General features: G+C 62.8%; 21 protein-coding genes. 13 read left to right on the top strand and 8 right to left on the bottom strand.

Annotated features, from left to right (window positions below):
- Positions 1 to 9: 9 nt before the first annotated feature.
- From OKA05_RS07650 to OKA05_RS07640, 3 genes are read left to right on the top strand one after another with little or no spacing between them, the layout of a single operon-like run.
- Positions 10 to 543, top strand: a complete 534-nt coding sequence (locus OKA05_RS07650) for a sigma-70 family RNA polymerase sigma factor (RefSeq protein WP_264486532.1) — start codon at positions 10 to 12, stop codon at positions 541 to 543.
- Positions 540 to 1937: a FecR domain-containing protein gene (locus tag OKA05_RS07645; RefSeq protein WP_264486531.1), complete on the top strand. Its 1398-nt coding sequence runs from the start codon at positions 540 to 542 to the stop codon at positions 1935 to 1937. Before OKA05_RS07650 ends, OKA05_RS07645 begins: the two co-directional genes overlap by 4 nt.
- Positions 1938 to 1995: 58 nt before the next feature.
- The gene (locus OKA05_RS07640) at positions 1996 to 2712 is read left to right on the top strand and encodes an RNA polymerase sigma factor (RefSeq protein ID WP_264486530.1); all 717 of its coding nucleotides are present in this window, start codon (positions 1996 to 1998) and stop codon (positions 2710 to 2712) included.
- A 4-nt stretch (positions 2713 to 2716) separates the two neighbouring features.
- Here the strand turns inward: OKA05_RS07640 and OKA05_RS07635 are convergent, their stop codons facing one another.
- Positions 2717 to 4684 carry a hypothetical protein gene (locus OKA05_RS07635; RefSeq protein ID WP_264486529.1) on the bottom strand — a complete coding sequence of 656 codons (1968 nt, stop codon included), beginning with the start codon at positions 4682 to 4684 and terminating at the stop codon, positions 2717 to 2719.
- On the bottom strand, positions 4681 to 6333 hold the full coding sequence (locus tag OKA05_RS07630) for an ATP-binding protein (protein WP_264486528.1): 1653 nt from the start codon (positions 6331 to 6333) through the stop codon (positions 4681 to 4683). Before OKA05_RS07630 ends, OKA05_RS07635 begins: the two co-directional genes overlap by 4 nt.
- A gap of 296 nt (positions 6334 to 6629) precedes the next feature.
- Here OKA05_RS07630 and OKA05_RS07625 point away from each other — a divergent pair, with 296 nt between their 5' ends.
- Positions 6630 to 8099, top strand: coding sequence for a DUF1501 domain-containing protein (locus OKA05_RS07625; protein ID WP_264486527.1), 1470 nt, complete (start codon positions 6630 to 6632; stop codon positions 8097 to 8099).
- 141 nt (positions 8100 to 8240) lie between these two features.
- Here OKA05_RS07625 and OKA05_RS07620 read toward each other — a convergent pair whose 3' ends face one another.
- Positions 8241 to 9419, bottom strand: a complete 1179-nt coding sequence (locus OKA05_RS07620; protein WP_264486526.1) for a zinc-dependent metalloprotease family protein — start codon at positions 9417 to 9419, stop codon at positions 8241 to 8243.
- A gap of 240 nt (positions 9420 to 9659) precedes the next feature.
- Here OKA05_RS07620 and OKA05_RS07615 point away from each other — a divergent pair, with 240 nt between their 5' ends.
- The 6 genes from OKA05_RS07615 to OKA05_RS07590 all read left to right on the top strand — a co-directional run bounded on the left by OKA05_RS07615 (position 9660) and on the right by OKA05_RS07590 (position 13705).
- The gene (locus OKA05_RS07615; protein ID WP_264486525.1) at positions 9660 to 9818 is read left to right on the top strand and encodes a hypothetical protein; all 159 of its coding nucleotides are present in this window, start codon (positions 9660 to 9662) and stop codon (positions 9816 to 9818) included.
- Positions 9819 to 9884: 66 nt separating this feature from the next.
- Positions 9885 to 11096 carry an MDR family MFS transporter gene (locus OKA05_RS07610; protein ID WP_264486524.1) on the top strand — a complete coding sequence of 404 codons (1212 nt, stop codon included), beginning with the start codon at positions 9885 to 9887 and terminating at the stop codon, positions 11094 to 11096.
- A 20-nt stretch (positions 11097 to 11116) separates the two neighbouring features.
- Positions 11117 to 11722 carry a DUF4291 domain-containing protein gene (locus tag OKA05_RS07605; protein WP_264486523.1) on the top strand — a complete coding sequence of 202 codons (606 nt, stop codon included), beginning with the start codon at positions 11117 to 11119 and terminating at the stop codon, positions 11720 to 11722.
- 211 nt (positions 11723 to 11933) lie between these two features.
- The gene (locus tag OKA05_RS07600; protein WP_264486522.1) at positions 11934 to 12485 is read left to right on the top strand and encodes a hypothetical protein; all 552 of its coding nucleotides are present in this window, start codon (positions 11934 to 11936) and stop codon (positions 12483 to 12485) included.
- A 147-nt stretch (positions 12486 to 12632) separates the two neighbouring features.
- Positions 12633 to 13148 (top strand): hypothetical protein, encoded by a 516-nt coding sequence (locus OKA05_RS07595; RefSeq protein ID WP_264486521.1) that lies wholly within the window; start codon positions 12633 to 12635, stop codon positions 13146 to 13148.
- Positions 13149 to 13231: 83 nt separating this feature from the next.
- Positions 13232 to 13705 (top strand): TspO/MBR family protein, encoded by a 474-nt coding sequence (locus OKA05_RS07590; protein WP_264486520.1) that lies wholly within the window; start codon positions 13232 to 13234, stop codon positions 13703 to 13705.
- 127 nt (positions 13706 to 13832) lie between these two features.
- Here OKA05_RS07590 and lepB read toward each other — a convergent pair whose 3' ends face one another.
- The gene (gene lepB, locus OKA05_RS07585) at positions 13833 to 14549 is read right to left on the bottom strand and encodes a signal peptidase I (RefSeq protein WP_264486519.1); all 717 of its coding nucleotides are present in this window, start codon (positions 14547 to 14549) and stop codon (positions 13833 to 13835) included.
- Positions 14550 to 14764: 215 nt separating this feature from the next.
- On the opposite strand from lepB, the gene OKA05_RS07580 reads away from it, so the two are divergent.
- Positions 14765 to 15193, top strand: coding sequence for a hypothetical protein (locus OKA05_RS07580; RefSeq protein ID WP_264486518.1), 429 nt, complete (start codon positions 14765 to 14767; stop codon positions 15191 to 15193).
- A 45-nt stretch (positions 15194 to 15238) separates the two neighbouring features.
- Here the strand turns inward: OKA05_RS07580 and OKA05_RS07575 are convergent, their stop codons facing one another.
- The gene (locus OKA05_RS07575; RefSeq protein ID WP_264486517.1) at positions 15239 to 15538 is read right to left on the bottom strand and encodes a hypothetical protein; all 300 of its coding nucleotides are present in this window, start codon (positions 15536 to 15538) and stop codon (positions 15239 to 15241) included.
- A 52-nt stretch (positions 15539 to 15590) separates the two neighbouring features.
- Positions 15591 to 16493 (bottom strand): HNH endonuclease, encoded by a 903-nt coding sequence (locus OKA05_RS07570; RefSeq protein WP_264486516.1) that lies wholly within the window; start codon positions 16491 to 16493, stop codon positions 15591 to 15593.
- Positions 16494 to 16661: 168 nt separating this feature from the next.
- Between OKA05_RS07570 and OKA05_RS07565 the strand changes: the two genes are divergently transcribed.
- Both OKA05_RS07565 and OKA05_RS07560 read left to right on the top strand, forming a co-directional pair.
- Positions 16662 to 17420: an HNH endonuclease gene (locus OKA05_RS07565; protein WP_264486668.1), complete on the top strand. Its 759-nt coding sequence runs from the start codon at positions 16662 to 16664 to the stop codon at positions 17418 to 17420.
- Positions 17421 to 17543: 123 nt separating this feature from the next.
- Positions 17544 to 17849 (top strand): hypothetical protein, encoded by a 306-nt coding sequence (locus tag OKA05_RS07560; RefSeq protein WP_264486515.1) that lies wholly within the window; start codon positions 17544 to 17546, stop codon positions 17847 to 17849.
- A 91-nt stretch (positions 17850 to 17940) separates the two neighbouring features.
- Here the strand turns inward: OKA05_RS07560 and OKA05_RS07555 are convergent, their stop codons facing one another.
- Together OKA05_RS07555 and OKA05_RS07550 are read right to left on the bottom strand one after the other, a co-directional pair.
- Complete coding sequence (locus tag OKA05_RS07555) at positions 17941 to 18768, bottom strand: hypothetical protein (RefSeq protein ID WP_264486514.1); 828 nt, start codon at positions 18766 to 18768, stop codon at positions 17941 to 17943.
- A gap of 205 nt (positions 18769 to 18973) precedes the next feature.
- A complete protein-coding gene (locus tag OKA05_RS07550; RefSeq protein WP_264486513.1) occupies positions 18974 to 20662 on the bottom strand; it encodes a phosphate ABC transporter substrate-binding/OmpA family protein in 1689 nt (562 codons plus the stop codon).
- Positions 20663 to 20781 lie beyond the last annotated feature (119 nt).

Raw genomic sequence — 20781 nt, 5'->3', positions numbered from 1 at the left:
CAGGCAGCCATGGACTCCAGCGAAGAGAATCTCGACGAATTCGTGAGCGAACTGACCCGCTGTCAGATGGATCTGTTCTATTTTATCCGCGCGCTGACCGGCGATATGCACGCGGCGTATGACATCCGGCAGGCGGTAAACATGGTGCTGTGGAAAAAGCGCGAGAAGTTCCGCCCGGGAAGCAGCTTTAAGAACTGGTCCTTCCAGATCGCGCAGCTCGAGGTGAAAAGCCACCTGCGCAAGCAGCGGAAGTCGCCGCTGGTGAATTTCGACGACAAGCTCTTCGACCTCTTCGCCACCGAGTTCGCCGAGACGGTGGACGAGTTGCCCGAACGCCGGGCCGCGCTTTCCAACTGCTTGGCCAAGCTCACCCCGAAGGACACCGTGTTGCTGCGCCACCGCTACTGGAGCGGCGGCTCGCTGGAGACACTGGCGAATGACACCCACCGCAGCGTGGGCACGCTCAAGGCGCGGCTCCATCAGCTCCGGGCCGGATTGCGGCGCTGCATCGAGGGCCAACTTCATCAACCCGGGAGTTCATGAGCCGGCCAAGCGAGACCTTGCCGCTGATCCACGAGTTGGTTGACGGCAGCATCGGCAAGGAGGACTTCGCCCGGCTCCAGGAGATTCTGCTGCGCGACCCCGCAGCGCGGCGCGATTACTACGCGCTGCTGTGCACCGACCAGATGCTCGTGGATACCTACGAGATGCCGGACTATCTGGCCGCGCACGCCAAGGTGGTCACCGTCCCGACGGTCAGGCGGCGCAAGATCGGCAAGGTGCTGCTGGCCCTCGCCGCCGTGCTGGTGGCCGGATTTTTCACGGCCATGGTCATCCACGCGAACACGCCGCGGGTGACCATGACCGCCTCTGCGGACAGCCATTTCCTCATCGACGGAAAAGGGGCCACCTCCAACTTCTGGAAAAAGGGTGAGATGCTCGACGTCCACAACGGCATGGTGGTCGTGCGGCTGAATCCTTCCGCCGAGGCAAGCATCGATGGCGAAGCGAGCTTGCGGCTGACGAGCAACGACGGCGACCTCGAGCTGCGGCGTGGCCGGACCTTCTTCCGCGCGGCGGCGGATAGCCCGGGCTTCGAGGTCAAGGTGGCTGGCGCGACCGTGCGGCATGTCGGCACCGACTTCGGCATCCGCGCGCTGGACGATGGATCGTGCGACGTGCACGTGCTGGGCGGCAGCGTGGAAATCAAGCGGCCGGGCACGGACACGCTCGTGCTCTCCGCCGGTGAATCCGCCTCGTGGCGTGATGGCGGGCCGACCCGGCGGGCCGCGGCGGAGCGGCTTGCGTTCCGTCAAGCACCGCCGGTCGAGCGGGTAATCTTCGAAGACGACTTCAGCGAGCCGCCGGACACCGTGCTCGCCGGCAAGCAGCCGGACACGGGCAAACCGTGGAACGTCGTCGAGCAGCAGGGCATCATGACCGCAGGCGGAGGACGGCTCGATACATCGGGCGGCTTCCGCCACCTCGGAGCGGTCTTCACCGACCTTCCGCCAGGCGATGGTCGGCAGGTATGGGTGGCGAGTTTCACCACCACCCCCCCCGCCGTGATGGCGGACAAGAAAACCCGCCGCAGCGGCATCGAGCGGATCACGCTGAAGGATGCAAACGGCAAGCGCCTCTGCTCGGTGGTCGCCCTTGCCCGCGAGAACCACTGCTGGCGCCTGCGCGACGATGTCGCTGGCAAAGAGTCCAAGCTGACCCGCTTGTCCGCCCTGGACACCCACGATCTCACGCTGCGCTACGATCCCGCGGCGGGAAAGATCACCCTCCATGCCGGCACCAATGCCCAGGGAGAAACGCTGGCCGAGCTCGACACCGAAGCGAGCGCGATGCCCTCGACGCTGGAGCTTTGGAACGACTACGGCGGCGACTTTGCCCTGAGCCGACTCACCGTGCGGCACGTGCGCTATCCGTGAGCAGCTGACAACATTCGCGTGTAACGCGGCACCGGATTCCCGTTAGGATGGGGATCACATGGCCGCGGAAAGATCCCACGTCTCACTCTTCGCCACCACCCGCTGGACCCTCGTCGGCGACGCGGGGGCGGAGGATCCGGCACGGGCGCGCGACGGGCTGGCGGAGCTGTTCCGCATCTACTGGCCGCCGCTCTACCGCTACGTCCGGCGACTCGGCCACGGCGAGCATGATGCGGAGGACCTGGTGCAAGGCTTCTTCGCCCACCTGTGGGAAGGCCAGAGCCTGCGCCATGCCGATGTCGACCGCGGGCGGTTCAGGGCATTCCTGTTAGGCTCGCTCAAGCACTACCTCGCGAATGAATGGCGGCACGCCCACCGGCAGAAGCGCGGCGGCTTCGCGACACGGATCTCCATCGACCGGCGCGACGCGGAGACGGGGCTCGCGCTCGATCCCGCGGATCCGCGCAGCCCGGACGCGCTGTATGACCTCGAGTGGGCGATGGCCTTGCTCGACAAGGTGCTGGCCGATCTGGAGGCAGAGGAAGAGGACTTCGCGCGGTGGAAGCAATTCCTCGGCATGGGCAGCAGCCGCATCGCCTACGCGGAGATCGCGGAAAACTTCGGCATGACCGAAGGCGCGGCCCGGGTGGCGGTGCACCGGCTGCGGAAGCGCTACCGCCATCGCCTGCGCGAGGAAATCTCGCGGACACTCGTCTCCGGCGATCTGGTGGACGAGGAAATGCAGGCGCTCTTCGCCGCGCTCTCGGGGCAGTAGTTTTTCAGCGGGTGCCGCTCGTTTCAGGGAACGCCTTGTGGAAGCGCTCGCGAATGTGATCGACCATGCGGCTTTCCCGTAGGGTCAGGCCGCCCCGCTCCCGGTCCGCGCGGGTGACCTTGTCGCGGGCGTGCCAGTGGCGCTCGGTGGATCTCAAGGGTGCCCACGAAGCAAGCAGCAGCACCGCCAGCATCGTGAACGGCGCAATCAAGCGACGGCAGAGCAAGACGCCACCGAGCGACTGATCGCGGGACGAGAAGACCACCGATCCCGCCTCCCACAGCAGCCACAGCAAGGACAAGCCCCCCGTGGCTGCCACCGCCCACAGGTAGCGCTCCTCGTTTCCGGACAACCAGCGCACGCCTCCGGCCGCAGGAATCACCGCCGCCGCGACCCCGGCCATCGTCCAACCGATCCACGGACGAGCCGGTCGCAGCGCAAGGAACCCGGCCCGGGCCACCAGCCTCCACCGTGCGGTCTGGACCACCATCAACATCGCGAACACCAGCGCCGCGCCCGCTTGGATCAAAATCGGCCGCGGATGATATTCGGTCATCCCGATGTCGCGCAGCCCGATGGGCGTCCATCGGGCGATCCCGACATACCATAGCGCCGGCAAGGCGATCCCGAGACCAAAGGTCCACAAAAGATCCGCCGGGCGGAACAACGGCGCCAGGCCATCCGCCAAGCCGTTGATCCGGCGACCGCGCCGGAAGCTCTCGATGGCCGCACCGGCGAAGAAAAGCAGCACCACGATGGCCGCGGCCAAGCCAAGCATCCGATCCACCACCGCGTACTCGACCCGTCGTCCGGGCTCGAAGAGGGTCTCATCATCGGCAAGGCCCAGCTTGGGCCCTCCGACTGCCATCACCCGGGCCAGTGAACTCATCGGCCGCGCATTCCTTGTGGAATGACGATAGGCCGCTTGGTAATCCGCGAGCTGCTTCTGGAGATCATCAAGCCGGACCTCTTGCTCATGCAGGCCGAGGTCCCGACTCCCCTGAAGCATGGCTTTGCCGGTGTCGTTCCAACTGATTGCCGGGATGATCAGATCCAGCAAGGTGGTCCCGTTTGCCCCCAGCCGGCCGACCAAGCCCTCCCAGGACGCGATCTGAGCGGTGAGTTCCTCCGCGTTCTTTTCCGCCGCTGCCTGCTGCGCCGCCTTGGTGAGGGTGAGGATGGTTCCGTGCTGTTGGCGCGTCGTCGGCACCCAGAGGGCCGAGATCGAATACAGGAACAGCCGGGTTTCTTCCGCCAAGGTCTCGGTCGGCCCCAGCATCGCCAGCCGGCGCGACCGGAGTTCCCGCAAGTGAGGCTCGAATCGCTGTGCCGCGGCGCTTTGCCGGAGCAGGTCGAGCGTCTCCCGGGAAAACGTCTCTCCTGCCGGCGGTGCCTTCCTCCATTCCTCGTGCTTCCCGATCGCTTCAAGGAAGGGCCACAGACCGTTGTCAGGTTCAAGGCGTCGCCACGTCTCCGCGAAATCCGGCGGCAGGCCTTGATTTGCCGCCAGTCGACGGTGAATGAGTTCCTCGTAGATCCCGAGTTCATCGGGATGGAGCTCCCACTGCCGTTCGAGATTCTTCGCCGCCTCCAGGTCCGAGCCGATCCCCGCGAAAACAAAGTCACGGGTCGCTGGGTCCAAGGACTCGCGCAGCAGGTCGTCATCGGGCTCGAGGCTCGATCCGAAATGAATGACCCCTTGGAGAACTCTCCCTTCCGCCACCGCTTGCCGTCCCAGCCAACCGGCACACAGGCCCAGAACGACTAGCGCTGCTACCCCGAAGCACGCCAACGTCCATGGAGACCGTGGCCGTTTCGATTCCAGTCGCACGACAGCCTCCGGGATCTCCCCTGCTCCACCGCCATGCGCCAGCCGGCCCAGCACCTCGGCATGCGCTTCCTCCCGGAGTTCCGGCGATGATTCCAAGGACCTCGTCGCCAGTTCCGCGAACCGTTCGTGCTCCGGCGTCACGTCGCGTCGAGATAGCGGCGGACCTCCGCGGGCACGAATTCGGCATCGGTCGCTTCCTCCGCCGCCAGCCGCATCTGCGCCTTGATGATGAGCGGATCGACCGGCGGCAGATAGCCTTGCAGGCAGGCGCGCAGCGCTTCCTGCGGGGACGGCGTGCCGGTCTTTGTCAGGCGATAGGCTTTCACCGCCAGCGCCTCCGCCGCACCGGGCGTCAGCCATGGCGGGACCAGCGGCAACAGCGCGGTCTTCGCGGCGTCATCGAGCGGGATGCCACGTCGCTTGCACAGCGCGCCTAACAGAACCATCCCCTCCTCCGCCGTGGCGGTGGGGAAGATCGGCACCTTCACGTCGATGCGGCCGGGACGCTTCAGGTCCACCTCGATCAAGTCCGGCCGGCTCGAGGCCAGCACCCACAGGATCTTGCCACGATTGCGCGTGTCGGACATTTCCGCGGCGAGCATCGAGTAAACGCGGCTGGAAACTCCGGAGTCGCCCGAACCGGAGGCGCGCCGGCCCAGCGCTTGGTCCGCCTCATCGATGAAGACGATGCAGCGCCCGAGCGCATGGAGCAGCGCGAAGATCTTCTCCAGGTTCGCCTCGGTGGAACCCACCCAGCGGTCGCGGAAATTCCGCAGCGTGACCACCGGCACCCCGGCTTCCCCGGCGAGGCATTCGGCGAGGTAGGTCTTGCCCGTGCCGACCGGTCCGCAGAACAGATAGCCCATTGGCAATGCCGCGACTTCATCCTGCTTCCACAGCAAAAGGTCCTGCCGCAGCCTCGTCTTCACGCCCTCCAGACCGATCACGTCTTCAAGATTCCGATCGGGTTCGATGAAGTCGATCAGCTCGCCTGCATCGCGTTCGACCAAGGCTTTCCGCAGCTCCCCGAGATCCGCATCCACCAAGGGCGTACCGGCGTGATTGCGACGGCGCAGGAAAGCCTCCAGCGCCGCGATCGATGTCCCCGCCAGCCGCGCGGCGATACGTGGGAAATCCGCATCCGCCGGCAATGCTTTCGGGCACTCGGGGGCCAGCACCTGCATGGCGCCCGCCAGCTCGGCGGTATCCGGCAGCGGCAGTTCAATCTCCGCCGCCCGCGGATTCGTGGCGACCAGCGGGTGGAGGCTGTGAATCCGGTCCGCCACCAGGAACACCGCCTGCCCATGCGCCGCCAAGGTCGTGTCACCACCCCACGAGCGGATCAGCGAGGCGATCGCGCTCAGCTCATGGTTCATCGTCTGCGGCAGCACCGGCACGTAGAGCTGGGCATCCCGCAGCACCACCGCCACGGTCACCGGCTTGGCTCCCACCGCGCGCAGATTGCGGGCATACTGGAGAAAGCGGGCAATCGCCCGGATCGCGGGCAGCGGCAGCGATGGCAACTCGCCGATCTCTTTCAAGGCCGGCCAATCGGCAAAGGTCTCCTTCCCCCGCTCGACGCGCAGCCCGAAGCCGGGATCGTAGCTCAGCACCACTTGGAAGCGCGGCAACAGCACGTCTAACAAATAGTCCGTGAGCCGCCCGAGCTTCGGTCCCTCCGGCAGGCGCAACAGCATGCGGTCGGCGACATTGCCGTGGAGGATGAATTGCCCCGCCGCGCCGCTTTCATAGCGCGCGACGATCTCGGTGGCCCAGGACGGAAGAGACATCGCCTGAAGGACAATGTGCCAGTGCGGGGATGTCGATGGGAAAGGCGACCAGCAATCCCACCGGAACACCCGCGATCGCGAGAAAAGGGACAAGGGGACAACGAAAAGGGCGAACCTACGCGAAAATCTGAAATCCCCTCGAATCCCGGCCTTCCCTGCCATTATCCAATTTCGCCAAGTTCGTACGTTTCGTTGTCGTAACAACGATGGCCCATCCTCGGGTGGACAGGTCCCGGCGATTCTGAGATAAGCCTCACGGCGGTCCCCCGGCGTCATCGTTCTTCTCGCGATCACCCATGAAAGCCCACAATGCTTCGCGCCGCCGCTTCCTCGGCCAAGCCAGTTGCTCCGCCGTCAGCTCGATCCCGCTGCTGAATACGCTGCTGAATCTGCGTCTCGCCAGCTCGATCGCGAATGCGGCACCGCCCGTTGCCGGCGAGTATCGCGCCATCGTTTGCCTGTTTCTCAGCGGCGGGAACGACAGCTTCAATCTGCTCTCCCCCTACAGCGGCCCGTCCTCCACCCACGCGAACTCGCGCACGGAGTATGTGAATAGCCGGGGCAATCTCGCGCTCCCGCTGACGGGCCTTCGCGAAATCCACCCGACCAATACACCGGGCCGCACCTTCGCCGTGCATCCGTCGATGCCAAATCTGGCCGCGCGCTTCGAGGCCGGCGATGCCGCCTTCGTCGCCAACGTGGGCACCTTGATCGAGCCGGTCTTCAACCGCGGCGAGGTCATCGCCGCATCGAAGCGGCTGCCACTCGGCCTCTACTCCCACTCTGACCAGATCGAGCAGTGGCAGACCAGCGTCCCGCAGAGCCGCACCGGCATCGGCTGGGCCGGCCGCATGATGGACCTTATCAAGGACATCAATCCCGGCCAGGCGGTCTCGATGAATATCTCCGTGGACGGCAGCAATGTCTTCCAGAGCGGCGTGACCGGCGCGGAATACGCGGTCAACGCGGGCTACAACGATGGCTCCGGCGGCGGTGCCACCCCGCTCACCGGCTACAACGCTGGCTACGACGTCAATAGTACTTTCACCAACGCCGCCAGCACCGCGGTCGATAGCATGCTGGCCCAGCAGTATAGCCACCTGCTGCAGGACACTTTCCAGAAGAAGCGGCGCGTGGCGCAGGATGCCTACGCCATGTATGCCGCCGCCACGGCACCATCGCTGCCGCCCGCGGCCACCTTTACCAATGGCAATCCGCTCAGCCGCCAACTCCGCCAGGTGGCAAAGGCCATCATGGGTCGCGGCCAGCTCCAGGCGGTCCGCCAGACCTTCTTCGTCCAGCTCGGCGGCTGGGACCACCACAGTGAAACCCTGGCATCGCAGCTCAGCATGCTGGCGGGTGTGGACCAGGCCATCGGCGAGTTCTGGCGGGCACTCGTCGAGCTTCAGATCCAGGACCAAGTCGTGCTCTTCACCGCCTCCGATTTCGGCCGCACGCTGACCAGCAATGACCGAGGATCCGACCATGCGTGGGGCGGCAATCACTTCGTGCTCGGTGGCAGCGTCGGCGGCAGAAAGATCTACGGCCAGTATCCCAGCCTCGCCCTCAATCCCGACAGCGGCACGGAGATCAACCCACTCGATACCGGCCGCGGCCGCCTGATCCCGACAACGAGTTGCGATGAATACTTCGCCGAACTCGCCCTATGGCTCGGCGTGCCACCTTCGAGCCTGCATCTGGTCCTGCCGAATGCCGGGAACTTCTTCACGCCCGGTGCCACCGGACCGCTCGGCTTCCTCGCGTAGCGGACATGTAGCGGAACGACTTCGTCGTTTCGTTAGGAGAGGCCCGAAGCAGCAAACAAGTCCGCGACCTCCATTCACACCCCGCCCCGCCGGAAGCTCGCAGAGCTTCCGCTACAAGAAGAAGCATCGGCCACGCTTCCGCTACGGTGCCACCGTGTGGATCCCGCAGCCCGCGTGCCCGCAATCCGAGACCACCCGCGGAGCAGGCTCTTCCTCTGGCGGATAGAACGCCGCCGCGGCCGCACCCGAACTCAGCGCCATCGGCACATCCACATTCATCCGCATGAAGCGCCGGCCGCCGCCCGAATTCAGGCGCACCACCAGTGAGGTCGCATTGTTCTGCACCACCGTACTTCCGCTGCCGGCGGTTCCGGCAGTCAGCCACGTCTCGCCGCTGCCGCTCTCTACGCGATAGACGAGCCCATCCGCCAGCGCGTTGGCATTCTTCGCCAGGGTCCACGTGAGTCCATTGGCTCCCACGACCGGCGTGGGCAGCTTGCTGAAAACCTTGGGATTCAGTCCCAGCATGAATTCGATCACGTTTACAATGCCGTCCTTGTCCTGATCATCCTCTGGCCCGCCGGTCACCGCGTGAGTCGCCGCCCATTGCTGGTAGTGACTGCTCGTCGCCGCTTGCTGGAGGAATTCATAGCTGTCGGTGCCGGACCTGTTGGCGAAAATCGTCGTCTTCTGCGCACTTGTGAGCCGATCCTCGGTCCCGTTCGAACTCATCAGATTGGTGGGCTGACCCTCTGCGTGGATCAGCCCCAGATTGTGGCCGATCTCATGCGCGGCCACCGAGGCGACCACGTCCCGCCCGGCCTGCCAGGTCAGCAGCTCGGTGCCCACGTGCATCGTGATCCCATTGGAATCCACGAAGGCGAGACCGTTGGCCGTATTGTCGTTTCTTTGGGCAAAGCCCGGCACGACCTCCACGAAGAAAAGATTCAGCACGATTGCATTCCCGCTCTTCGGCGGCACCCCCGCGCTATCCACGATCTCTTCCAGATGCGTGTCCGGCCGGACAGTCGTGGCGTAGCTGGTGGGAGCGCCATCGTAGGCGAAGTTGTTCGTGTAATCCACCATCGGCAGCCACGTGATCTGCACGCCGACCTGCGCCCAGACGCGGTTGATCTGGTCCTTGATGTAGGTCTCCGTGGTCCCCGTTCCGAACGTGGTCGCGGCGACCCCGTTGGTTTTCTTCACGCGGATCGGTTGGATCTGCACATGATGGGTGATCGCCGCGGGAGAGGAGACGATCACTTGGGCTGCCAGCGGGCAAACGGCTTGAAGGGCGAAAGCGATGGGGGTGAAACGCATCCACCGGGGTGGGACCGGAGAGTTCACGCGCTGGGGAATAGTTTAAAATTTACTCTAGGACAAGTTCGGGATTCCTGAAATTTTAAAATGCCCGCCACTTTCCCCACCGCGCGCTGCCGACATAGGGCCATGTTTCATGCGTCCATTCACGGTTTTTAAAAACTCCACGCGCGGTCGCCCCGCATCACCGAGATCCGGATTGACTCCCGCCTCCCCGCCTAACACTGTCCGCAGCACTCGATGAATCCGGCATCCACCCACGAACGCTCCCTATCGCACCTCGAGTGCGCCGGGCAGATCGCGGGGATGTGGCAATCCACTCTCGTCGTCGTCCGCCCGTTCTTTGCGAAAAACCGCAAAGGCTACCGCGTGCGGCGGGATGAAATCGTGATGGGATAGACCGAGATTCCAGAACCCTTTTCGCCCCGTCCGCCGCACCGGCTGACGGGGCTTTTTTTGCGCCCCATGAACCCGACTCCGAACCCGAACCCGACCCGCGATACCACGCTGTGGCAAGACCTGCGCGCCTTGCCCGGCCAGTACTGGATCCTCTTCAGCGGCACGCTCGTGAACCGCTTCGGGCACTTCGTGATCCCGTTCATGGCCATCTACCTGCGCCAGCAGGGGCACGACGTGAAGACCACCGGGCTCGTGATGGCGGCCTACGGCGCAGGTGCCTTGTGCGCCGGAGCGATCGGCGGCTACCTCGCCGACCGCCTCGGGCGGAAGCCGACCATGCTCATCTCCTGCGCGGGGGCGGCACTTTTCATGATGGTGCTGTCGCAGGCCCACGGCGTGCCGGCACTGGTGAGCGCCACCTTCATGACCGGCCTGCTCACCGCGATGTATGGCCCCGCCGCAGGAGCCCTGATCGCCGATCTGATCCCGCCGGAGCTTCGCGTCCGCGCCTTCGCCTGCCAGCGGCTGGCGATCAATTTCGGCTTCGCCGCCGGCATGGCCACCGCCGGCTTCATGGCCAAGCAATCGTTCATGGCGCTCTTCATCGCGGATGCGGCGACCACCATCATCCTCGGGCTCACCGTGCTCTTCGGCCTGAAGCCACGGCCCCTCACTGCCACTCCGGTCAAGGGCGGCTGGACCCATGCGCTGAAGCACATGCGCGGCAATGCGCCCTTCATGCTCGCCACCGGCGCCTCGCTGCTCATCGGCATCGTCTTCTGGCAAATGAGCAGCAGCTACGGCCTGCAAACCACCGAGGGCGCCGGCCTCGACGAGCGCGCCTATGGCCTGCTGATGGCGTTGAATGGCATCCTCATCGTCTTCCTTGAGCTGCCGCTCACCAGCTACACCCGGCGCTTTCATCCCGTCCACGCCATGGCCGCCGGCTATGCCGTCATCGGCCTCGGCATGGGACTGAATGCGTTCGGCGCCAGCCTGCCGCTGCTCGTCATCAGCATGGTCGTCTTCACCGCCGGTGAAATGGTCGCCCTGCCCGTGGCGAACAGCTACATCGCCGGCCTGGCCCCGGATGAAATGCGCGGCCGCTATCAAGGGGTCTCCTCCATCAGTTGGAGCACCGCCACCATGATCGGTCCCTCGCTGGGCATCGCCATGTGGCAATTCAACCCCGCCACCCTGTGGATCGCGACCCTCGTCGCCTCCGCGACCGCCGCCATCCTGATGCTCGCCACCCGCCGGTTGGCGGAGGAGGGCTGAAACATCGCTCCAATCATCCGATGCCATCCAAACATGAAATCCGCGCCGCCTTCGATCGAGAAGGCATCGTGGTCTATCAGGCTTACTCGTCCGCCATCGCCGGCCCGGCGGTGGCGGCCCAACGATTCGTCGAGCCGTTTTCCTTCGGGCGGATGACGTGGATCAAGCCGTCGTTCCTGTGGCTCATGCACCGGAGCAATTGGGGCAGCAAGAGCGGCCAGGAGAGGACGCTGGCGGTGACCATCTCCCGGAAAGGTTGGGAGGAAGCACTCAGCAAGGCGGTCCTTACTTCCTACGAGCCGAAGGCCCATCGGTCACGGGAGGACTGGCATCGCCAATTCGAGGATGCCGAGGTTCATGTACAATGGGATCCCGAGCGCACGCTGCGAGGCGCAGCATCGGATCATTTCAGCATCCAGATAGGGATCAGTCGCCACCTCATTCGCACGTTTGTCGACGAATGGATTCTCAAGATCGAAGATCTCACGCCTGCCGTGACCAAGGTGCATGACCTTCTGCGACGTGGCAGGGCGGATGAAGCCAAACGCCATGTTCCCACCGAACGGGTCTATCCTCTTCCGGCTTCCATTGGCCGGAGATTCCTCATGGGCCCGTGTCATGGATGATGGTCCGCACCTTCTCCACCCGCTCTTCATGGCGACTCATCATCGCCATGAAAACCCACCCGGCATCCCCGACTTTGGCTTCCCTTGCTACTGGCGGCGGCATTTCCCGTGGTCGCGAGCGCCGCGCCTGAGCCGCGAGGATGGGCGCGGAATAATTCGCTTGGATCGTTTCTCACGCGAATCGTAGCATCTTTCCAGATTATCAATATCGATGAAGGCTTTCTTGGTGATAGTATTGTGCGTGTTGTGCCCGGGGTGCTCGCTGCTGGGATATCTCGTCGGACATGCGAAAGGTCACTCCTTGGGAGCACGGGCGGAACTCACGTCGACGATGGTCTTCCTGACCATCGCCCGCGCCAGGATCGAGAAGGGCGAGAATGCCTCGGCGGTCGAGGCGATCGACAAGGGACTGGACGCAGCCAGTGACACGATCCTGAAGTTCGAAGAATCAGGCCCGAAGCCCGCCCTGATGATGGTTGCTCTGAGATCGGGACCGGTGAAGAAGCAAATGGCGGACCTGCGGTCACAGATCGCCACCACCCTGGAATGGCAGCGGAGCCCGGTGCCGGAGAAGGTCTATCTCGCCCTCAATGTGCCGGTAGTGCCTGGCAATCGAACAACATCCGCCAGCGGAGAGATGCCGATGATTCCCGCCGAGGACGGCGGAGCGACCAACCCCGCTCCAGCACCACGCACAACGGCACCCGCCCCAGCCCCGAAGCAACCGCAGCTCCCACCCGGCATCGAGCGGCGGCAGCGGTGAGGCGGGGAAATTCTCTGCCGCGGTGAATGCCCGTCCGGCACCGGACCTGCCAACGCGACAAGTGTATTTCGACTCCGTGATTGGACTAGCGGTAACCGCCCGCACTGCCACTGTCGGGATTGTTAGAATGTCCGTGACCGCGAACCCATGGCGACTCGCTTCATCCAAATCTTCTGGGGTCTGCTGCTGGTGGTCCTCGACTTCCAGGTCAACCAGATCGACGTCCTGCCGGACCTCCTCGGCTACATTCTCGTCGCTTTGGGATGCCGGGGATTGAGCGATGCCTCGCCGCGCTTCTCGACCGCAGCCATCCTCGCTTGGGTGCTGGTGATCATGGCGGCGGTCAGCATTGCGATCCGAGGAGACATCATTCCTTTGGGCATCCTGTACAATGTCATCGACTGCGCCATGATGTGGTTCTTGCTGGGAGGAGTGATCGAGTTGGCCAACTTCCGCCAGCGCCCGGATTTTTCGCAGCGGGCGTCCAGCCGGCGCATCGCTTACGTGGCGCTCGCAGGCCTCTCGACTTTGCTTGGCTTGACGGGACCGTATCCCGGTGAGATTGCGCTCGCGCTCGTGATCGGGATGATTGTGGTGCTGTGCCTCATCCTTCACCTCATTCACCGGGCCATCCGTGAGCTATCGGATGGCCCACGCTGGTAGCCCTGCACTTTCCCGACAAGGAGCCCGGAGCGGCTGAAGAATCTCTCTATTGCATAGACACGCAACCCCGGCCAACTTCGACCATGCCTCTCTGGGTCAAAATCGTCCTGAGCATTGTTGTGATGGAAATCCTCGGCGGAGTCGGCGGCTTCGTCACCGCCTCATCCATCGGCTCTTGGTATGCCGCCCTCGAACGACCACCCGGCACCCCGCCGAATGCGGTCTTCGGCCCGGTGTGGACCGTCCTCTACGCCTTCATGGGCATCGCCTTCGCCCTCGTCTGGCACCGCGCTCCCGCCGGCCCCGCCAAGCGCACCGCGCTCACGGCCTTCTTCATCCAGCTCCTCCTCAATCTCGTCTGGACGCCCATCTTCTTCGGCGCCCATCAACTCGCCGCCGCACTCGTCGTCATTGCCCTGCTGATCGTCGCCATCATCGTCACCATCGTTCGCTTCCGCCCCCTCGACCGTCTCGCCGCCGCGCTGCTCGTGCCCTACCTCCTGTGGGTGTGCTACGCGACCTACCTCAATGCGGGGTTCTTCGTGTTGAATCGGTAAGGAGCAGCGATCATCCCGGGTTCTTGGGCTTATCTGGCGCAGCCCCATAAGGAGTGTGGACGATCCATCCACACCGAGTCGACGGAACTTCGACACCCCTTATCGAAGCCAGGCACGACGCGACTCCTTACCGCAACGACTTCAGGAACCTCCCGGTGCGCGGCTGATACTTGTCGAGAATGTCGAAGGACGCGAGCACCGAGGTTGCCTTGCCGACGATGCGCTTTCGCTCGACCATGCCATAATCGCGCGAGTCCGCGCTGTTGTCGCGATTGTCGCCCATGATGAAGTAGTGGCCGGCCGGCACGGTGACCGGAGGAAAGCTGGTGGGCGCACCGGGAAAGCCGGGGATCGCCATCACCGCATGCTCCGCGCCGGCGAGATCCTCCTCGGCCATCACGGAGCGGGAAGCGAGGGCCGGGTTGAGGCCAGCCGATTCCGTCGCGGGCAAGGGGCCGTAGTCTAGCGGCTTGCCATTGAGGAACAGCGTGCGGTTCCGCAACTCGATCACGTCGCCCGGAGTGCCGACCACACGCTTGACGATCCGCATCTCATCTTTCGGCGAGAAGAAGACGACGATATCGCCCTTCGCCGGATCCTGCCACTTCGCGATCCGCTGGTAGGTCAGCGGCACCCGCAGGTCATACGCAAGCTTGTCCACATACACCAGATCGCCCTCGAGGATCGTGGGATTCATCGACCCCGTGGGCACCCAGTTCATGTCCGCGAAACTGGACTTCACCGGCGTGAGGACGAAGACGGCAAAGAGAATCGTGGACCGCCATTCGGTCCATTGGCGCTTCAGGAATGAACGGACTGGGGCAGGAATGGGACGGAGTCGCATGGGAATGGCTGGTGTCGGAGTTCGCCGGTGAAAGCGGCTCCGTCGCCGGCGCTTGTGCAAAGGGCGGAATGGAATCCGGCGGCGATATTACCATCGCGAATCATTGCCATCGCCCTCGCCGTGTTCCGCTTCCGCCACCTCGACCCGGCAACTTCCTGGTGGCGCTGCGGGAAGCTTAGCAGGTAAGATCCACCTCAACCGGAGACCTTATTGCCATGAAATCGATGCTCGTGCTTCTCCTTTTCTCTACCGTTGTCTCCGCCAACATTGGGGAATCCAAGGAGGAATTGATTAAGCGCTACGGCGATGCCAAGGGTAGTGGTGACACGCTCTCCTTTGAAAAGGACGGCCTCCGGGTCGTGGCAACCCTTTGGAAAGGGAAATGCAGCATGATCATGTTCTGGCTGATCGGGGAAGGCGACGCCCCTCCCCAGCGTAAATTTACCTCGGAAGAAACGGAGGCCATACTCTCCAGAAATCCGGCTCACTCCACGTATCTCCCGGCAGATCCAAAGTTTGATAAACTGAGGGCTAAGGTGCGCAAATCGAGCGACCAAAAATTCATTGCCACCACTTCACCGGAAATGATCACGATTCAATCCGCGGAGTATAACGAGGCCAGGGATGACCAACCGATAAAGTGAACGAATCCGTACACGATTTCCACCAATGGGAGGCATGAATGGGACCTAGGTGAGGTTTCCGGACTGTTCTCCGAGAGATTGCGCTCGGTGCCGGTCCCATTGCTTCCTGAGTTCGCATTCGATCTCTAGGTAGTAAGCGGCAATTTGATCGGCTTCGTCAGCGTCGGTGCACTCCTCGATGGAAAAGAACGGATCGTTCAACTCGCCGCGGAAATAGGCAGAGGTTTTCTCCCAAGCCTCTCGCCGCACTTCAAGGGCATCGAGGATTTGGCCGACCATTGACTCATCGAGAAGGATCTGAACTTTCGAGGCACTCATCGCCAGAATCACCTGGCCAGGAATCATTCGGGGTTCAAGCCCTTTGTCAGACAGGACCTGAAGCCCCCTCGCTTCCGCGCTAGGAGGCTGCGCGAAATTCCTCGAAGCGATAGGCGAGGGCATGCCGATCCGGCCTCGCTATCTGGTCAGTGGGAAATCTCATTTTCTCTCCGCGGAGGGCCTTGAGCCCCGACTCAAGTAGCGGTCCGTCCGTCTCGGAAAGCAGGCGATCAGAAACGTGAATGATTCCTTCGGGACTGATCCCGATCAGATTCGCGTCGTAGGCCGCGTGATGGAGTGTGGAAAGTGCAATTCCGTTGGTCACCGCTGCAATGCCCAGCAGATGCCCATCAGGGAAAATGTGGGCTGCCGTCAGCAAAGAACGAATCGGGAGGCCACTTAAGGCACAGCGTTCTCCGTACGCTGAAAGTATCATTTCTCGGAACGCGGACTGATGGATTCTTTGCTTAGCCAATGTGGTTCTGTATTCGCGCTCCTCCTCACGAATCGAAGACACAGCTTCTGGACGGCCGCCGACTGTTCCCACCTGCACCTCAATTTCGAGATTCGTGGGTCGGTAAGCAGTGATGAAGCATGGCCAGAGCGGCTCATATTTTCCTTCCGCCACACCAAAAAAGTAAATGAACGGTGAGCGGTCCTCAAAGGCTTCCTTCAACCGTAAATTGTCGGATGCCTGGGCATCCTCGCCTTGGAAGGCGTAGGTCAGAGCGTCATTTCGACGATCGTCGACCTTGTAGCGTCGATTCCTGCCTGCTCGCGGAACGGTGGTTTTGACGCTCAGAATCCCACGCTTCATTTGCCGAGGCTTGAAAATCCCCCGCGCACGATTCGCTAGGTAGATTTGCTCATTCTCTAACTGGAACGTCGGAATGATGCTTTCCCAACTCAAAGGCGAGTCAAACGCCTTCAGTCGGCGGCCGACCTCGGAGAAGGCCATCAACCTTATTGAAGCGTCATCCATCTCGAAGAATTTCTCTTGCCGAAAGCGCGGTGGCAAGGACGCCAGCGAGATTTTTCAGTCTCGGGGCAGATTCCCAAAATGGATCATTCGTCGCTTTCCGCCTGAGGAGGCTTTCTCTAGCCTGTTGGTGTGGCTACCGGAAAAAGATGGAACCGCGACGAGTTGCTGGTGCTGCTGAACGTCTATCACAAGCTGACCTTCGGCCAATTGGACAGGAAACAGCCGGTCGTGATCGAGCTGGCGGAGAAGCTCGGACGCGGAGCGAACAGTGTGGCGATGAAGTTGTGCAACCTTGCATCTCTCGACCCGGCACTCAAATTGCGGGGCATCAAAGGCCTGCGCGGTGCGAGTGCTCTTGACCGGTCGATGTGGAAGGAGTTCCACGATGACCTCAACGAAACAGTTCCGGCCAGCGAAGAGATGCTGCGAAACCTGTTTGGCGCTAGCGCGGGTGCTGAACTGGAGGTGCTCCCGAAGATCGGCATCCGGGTGCGGAAATCGCCCAAAGGTCCGACGGTCGTGTTGGCAAATGTGAAAGTGCGACGCGGTCAGCAGTATTTCCGGAATGCGGTGCTCAATCACTTCGGCGGTCGCTGCGCAGTGACCGGCATGGCAATGCGTGAGCTGTTAGTCGCCTCTCACATTCTCCCATGGAGCACCCATCCGGAAGAACGGCTGAATGTGCTCAACGGCATTTCGCTATCCCGCCTTCACGACGCAGCATTCGACGTCGGACTGATCTCTTTCGACGCAGACTATCGGCTGATGCTGTCGCCCAAGCTTAAGCGCGAGCTCTCGCAGCGGGGCCTTGCGGAGAATTTTGGAGTCTATGCAGGCGAGTCCCTGATTCTTCCGAATGATGTCGCGTTTCCAAACGAGGCTTTTCTTGCGGAGCATCGGCGATCCATCTTTGCCCGCGGCAAATGACCGGGATGCCGTCCGAAGCCGCATGTAGGATACTTCCTTATGCAGGGCCTGGATTGAACTCGTGCGATTTTTTACTTCCAACCCCTCCAGGAAATGATCGCGGTCGCACGTAGTTGATGGGCGATGAATGATGAACCTCCCAAGCGCACTTCGGGTTTCTGCGTTTACCTGAACACGTTATTTCAAGGACCAGTTCCGACCCTGTTTGATGAGAACGACAAAGTCTGCATCTTTGCCACGGAAGAAGAAGCTCAACGCGAGATTGTGGATAACGCGGTCATTCGCCTACGGGAGTTTCTGGACGGCGAAAGGGATTTTTATGATGCGATCTCCATCGAGGAGTATATCGTCGAAGTAGATGTTCTGATCGATGGCTCAATTCTGGACGCGGATGGAAATCGTTTCAATGCGTCCGGTATCGCGGAATAGCGAGCCCATTGAGCGATTTGTCACTGTCTAGGCTCGGTGGCTTTGTCCCCAGCCAAAGCCGAAGTGGGATCACAGTAATATCGAAGTGATGTCACTGCCCCACCTTCAGCGGAGCCGCGGCGGCGAGGGCTTCGGGGATGTCGGGGGAGGTGTCGAATTCGAGGCCGCTGAGCCATTCGCGGGTACGGTCGAGTTGGACGGCGGCGCCGTCGATCTCGTGCGAGAGCGCGGCGGCGTCGCGGCTGGCGAGGTGGTCGGCGCGGAAGAGCTTCACCAGCTCGGCGATGCGTTCCTGTTCGGAGGCGGTGAGCTCGCGGCTTTCCTCGGCACCGCGGCGCTTTTCGAGGCGGGCCTTGAGCGAGGAGAGGCGCGATTGCAGCGACTCGGCGAGGCTGGCCTTGCTGCCGGTGCCGATGGCGGACAGCTCCTTCTCCATCGCGGCGATCTTGCGCTCCAGCTCCTGCGGGTGCTCGGACTCGATGAAGCGGTCGAGCATCTCGCCGGTGTGCAGCAGGCGCAGGTAGGTCCAGGCGAGATTCGACAGGCGCTCGCTGCGCTGGCGGACGATCTCGGCATTCAGCCGCGGGTCGCGGTGGAATTCTTCCTGAAGGTCCTCGATCTCCGCGGCGAGGTTGTCGTAGCGCGCGCGGGTGGAACTACGAAGGGCATCGTAGATCTGGCGGCGCTGGAACAGGAACTGCCGCAGCTTCGCGCCCTCGTCGCCCTGCTTGCGAGTGGCCAGCCAGTTCTTGAACAGCCGCGAGTCCGGCAAGTAGATCCAGCCAAGCGCATAGGCCGCCAACCCGGCGATCATACCGATGCCGTTGACCGTGGCCAAGCCCACGCCAAGCGTCAGCAACCCGAGCCACAAATGGTGCGGGCTTTTGGCGAAGACTTTCAGCTTTTCGAGGCCGGTCATGTGAGATGGGGAGAAGAAATCATCAATCACCAATCCTCCAATCACCAATCGAAGTGTTTGGAAGAATGAAAGTGGTTCCCTCTAGGTAGGCGGGCACCGGAGGCCAGCAAGTCCTCCTGGCGAGCTCCGCAATTGGCGCCAGCGGTCCTGTTTCTTCAGGCACTCTGATTGGTGATTGGAGGATTGATGATTGGTGATTCTCCGCTTATTCCACCGTGAACCACTGCACCTCCACCCGGCGATTCAGGTCCGAGTCCTTGCCGGCCGGTTCTTCCCAGCCGCGGCCGACGACTTCGAGGCGGTCGGGCTTGATGGCGGGATACTTTTCCAGCAGGCGCTTCTTCACTTCGTCGGCGCGCTGTTGGGATAGCTCCATGGCCTTGAGAAACATCTTGCGGACGAGCGCTTCACCACCCTGCTTGCGGAAGTTCTCCTTCTGGGCGTCATCCACGTGGCCGCGCAGGAGGATCATCGAGCCGGGCGAGACGCCGAGCAGGTGGTTCACATTGGCGAGGAAGTCGTGGTTCTCCTTGTTGCCCATGTCGAGCTGGGCGCTATTCGGCAGGAAGTAGAAGCGGATGTCGCGGGTCAGCAGCGGGTCCTGCTCGATGGGAGCCTGGTCGTTGGTCTTGATCGGTTGGATCGAGGCGACCTGCGCCGACAGCGTGCCCGCAGCGGCGATGGCTTCAAGCGGCTTGATATCCGCGAAGAACGACGCGGCAACCGGCGAGGGCTGGAGCTCCGAGCCGTAGGCAAGGTTCGCAGTCTGGAAAACGGAAGCGAAGGAGCCGGCTTCATCGATCGCGCCGCGGAAGAAGGCGAGGTTCTCGGGTAGATTCGAGAGGTGGACCTTGGAGAGTTCCTCGCGGGCGTCGTCCACCGTCCACTCGTACGCCTTGAAGGCATCGGCGATGGCCTTCAGGTGCGACTCGGGATTGGCGCGGATGCGATCGTTGTGAAGCAGCATGCCTTCCACGATCTTCTGCACCACCTCCGGCTTGGCCTGGGCGAAGCCCTTGTTGAAAACGAGGATGTCCGCGATGACGAGCAGGTTGCGATTGTCGATGAGCTGGCGAGCGGCACCTTCCGAGCCCTCCACCACCTCGGTGGTCTTCGGCGCCCAGGTCACGCAGCCATCGAGCTCGTGGCCACCGGCCTTCAGGTCCGCCAGGAAGGCATCGCCGGCTTCGAAGGCGTCTTCGAGGAAGACGAGATTCACCGCTTCCGGATTGCGCGTCTGCTCGGGGCCATCGAGGCGGACGACGGCGAGGCCGGCCTCCTGGGCGAGGTAGCGGATGAAGAACTCGGCCTCGCTGAAGGGCGCGGTGGCGATGGTCTTGCCCTTGAGGTCGTTCACCCGCTTGATGTCCTTCTTCACGATGATGCCGTCGGCACCGCGCGACCACGAGACCTGGGCGGGCACCACGCACTGCCACTGGCGGCCGTAGTTCGAGAGCACGTCCACGGTGGTAGCGGTGGCGGCGAACTTGCCGTCCTGCAGGTCCGCCCACGAATCCTCCTCGCTGAGGGTGATCTTCAGCTTGAAGCCGCCGTTCTTCGCGAACCACGAGGCGTCATTCGGCTCGAGCCCGCCATTGGCGGCGATCAGGCCGGCGTAGCCCGCGTACTCGGAGAGATTGATGGCGATGGTGCTGTCCACCGGCGTGTACGGCCGCGGCGATGGCAGCGGCTGTGCCTTGCCCGGAGCGATGAAATCGAAGGACGCGGCGATATTGCTATCCCCCTCGGGTACGACCATCTCCCGGGTGTCCGCATGCGCGGGCGAGCCGGGCGCGCCGGTATCCCCATCCTTCTTCCCCAGCATCCGCATCACGGCGAATCCGGCGAGAAGCAGGACCACGAGGGTGAAGACGATCTTTCCGAGTTTGGTCATGATGCGGGGGAGAATGAACCGGTCCGCCACTCCCCGGCGATGGGAAAATCAGCTGGGGTGTGGAGGGCTGGGGTCGTTCGGTCCGGACCGCAAAAGATTTGCGGCGGCCGCGCGGAGTG

This window comes from Luteolibacter arcticus, assembly GCF_025950235.1.
GTDB lineage: Bacteria > Verrucomicrobiota > Verrucomicrobiia > Verrucomicrobiales > Akkermansiaceae > Haloferula > Haloferula arctica.
This window is presented reverse-complemented; position numbering and strand designations above follow the sequence as displayed.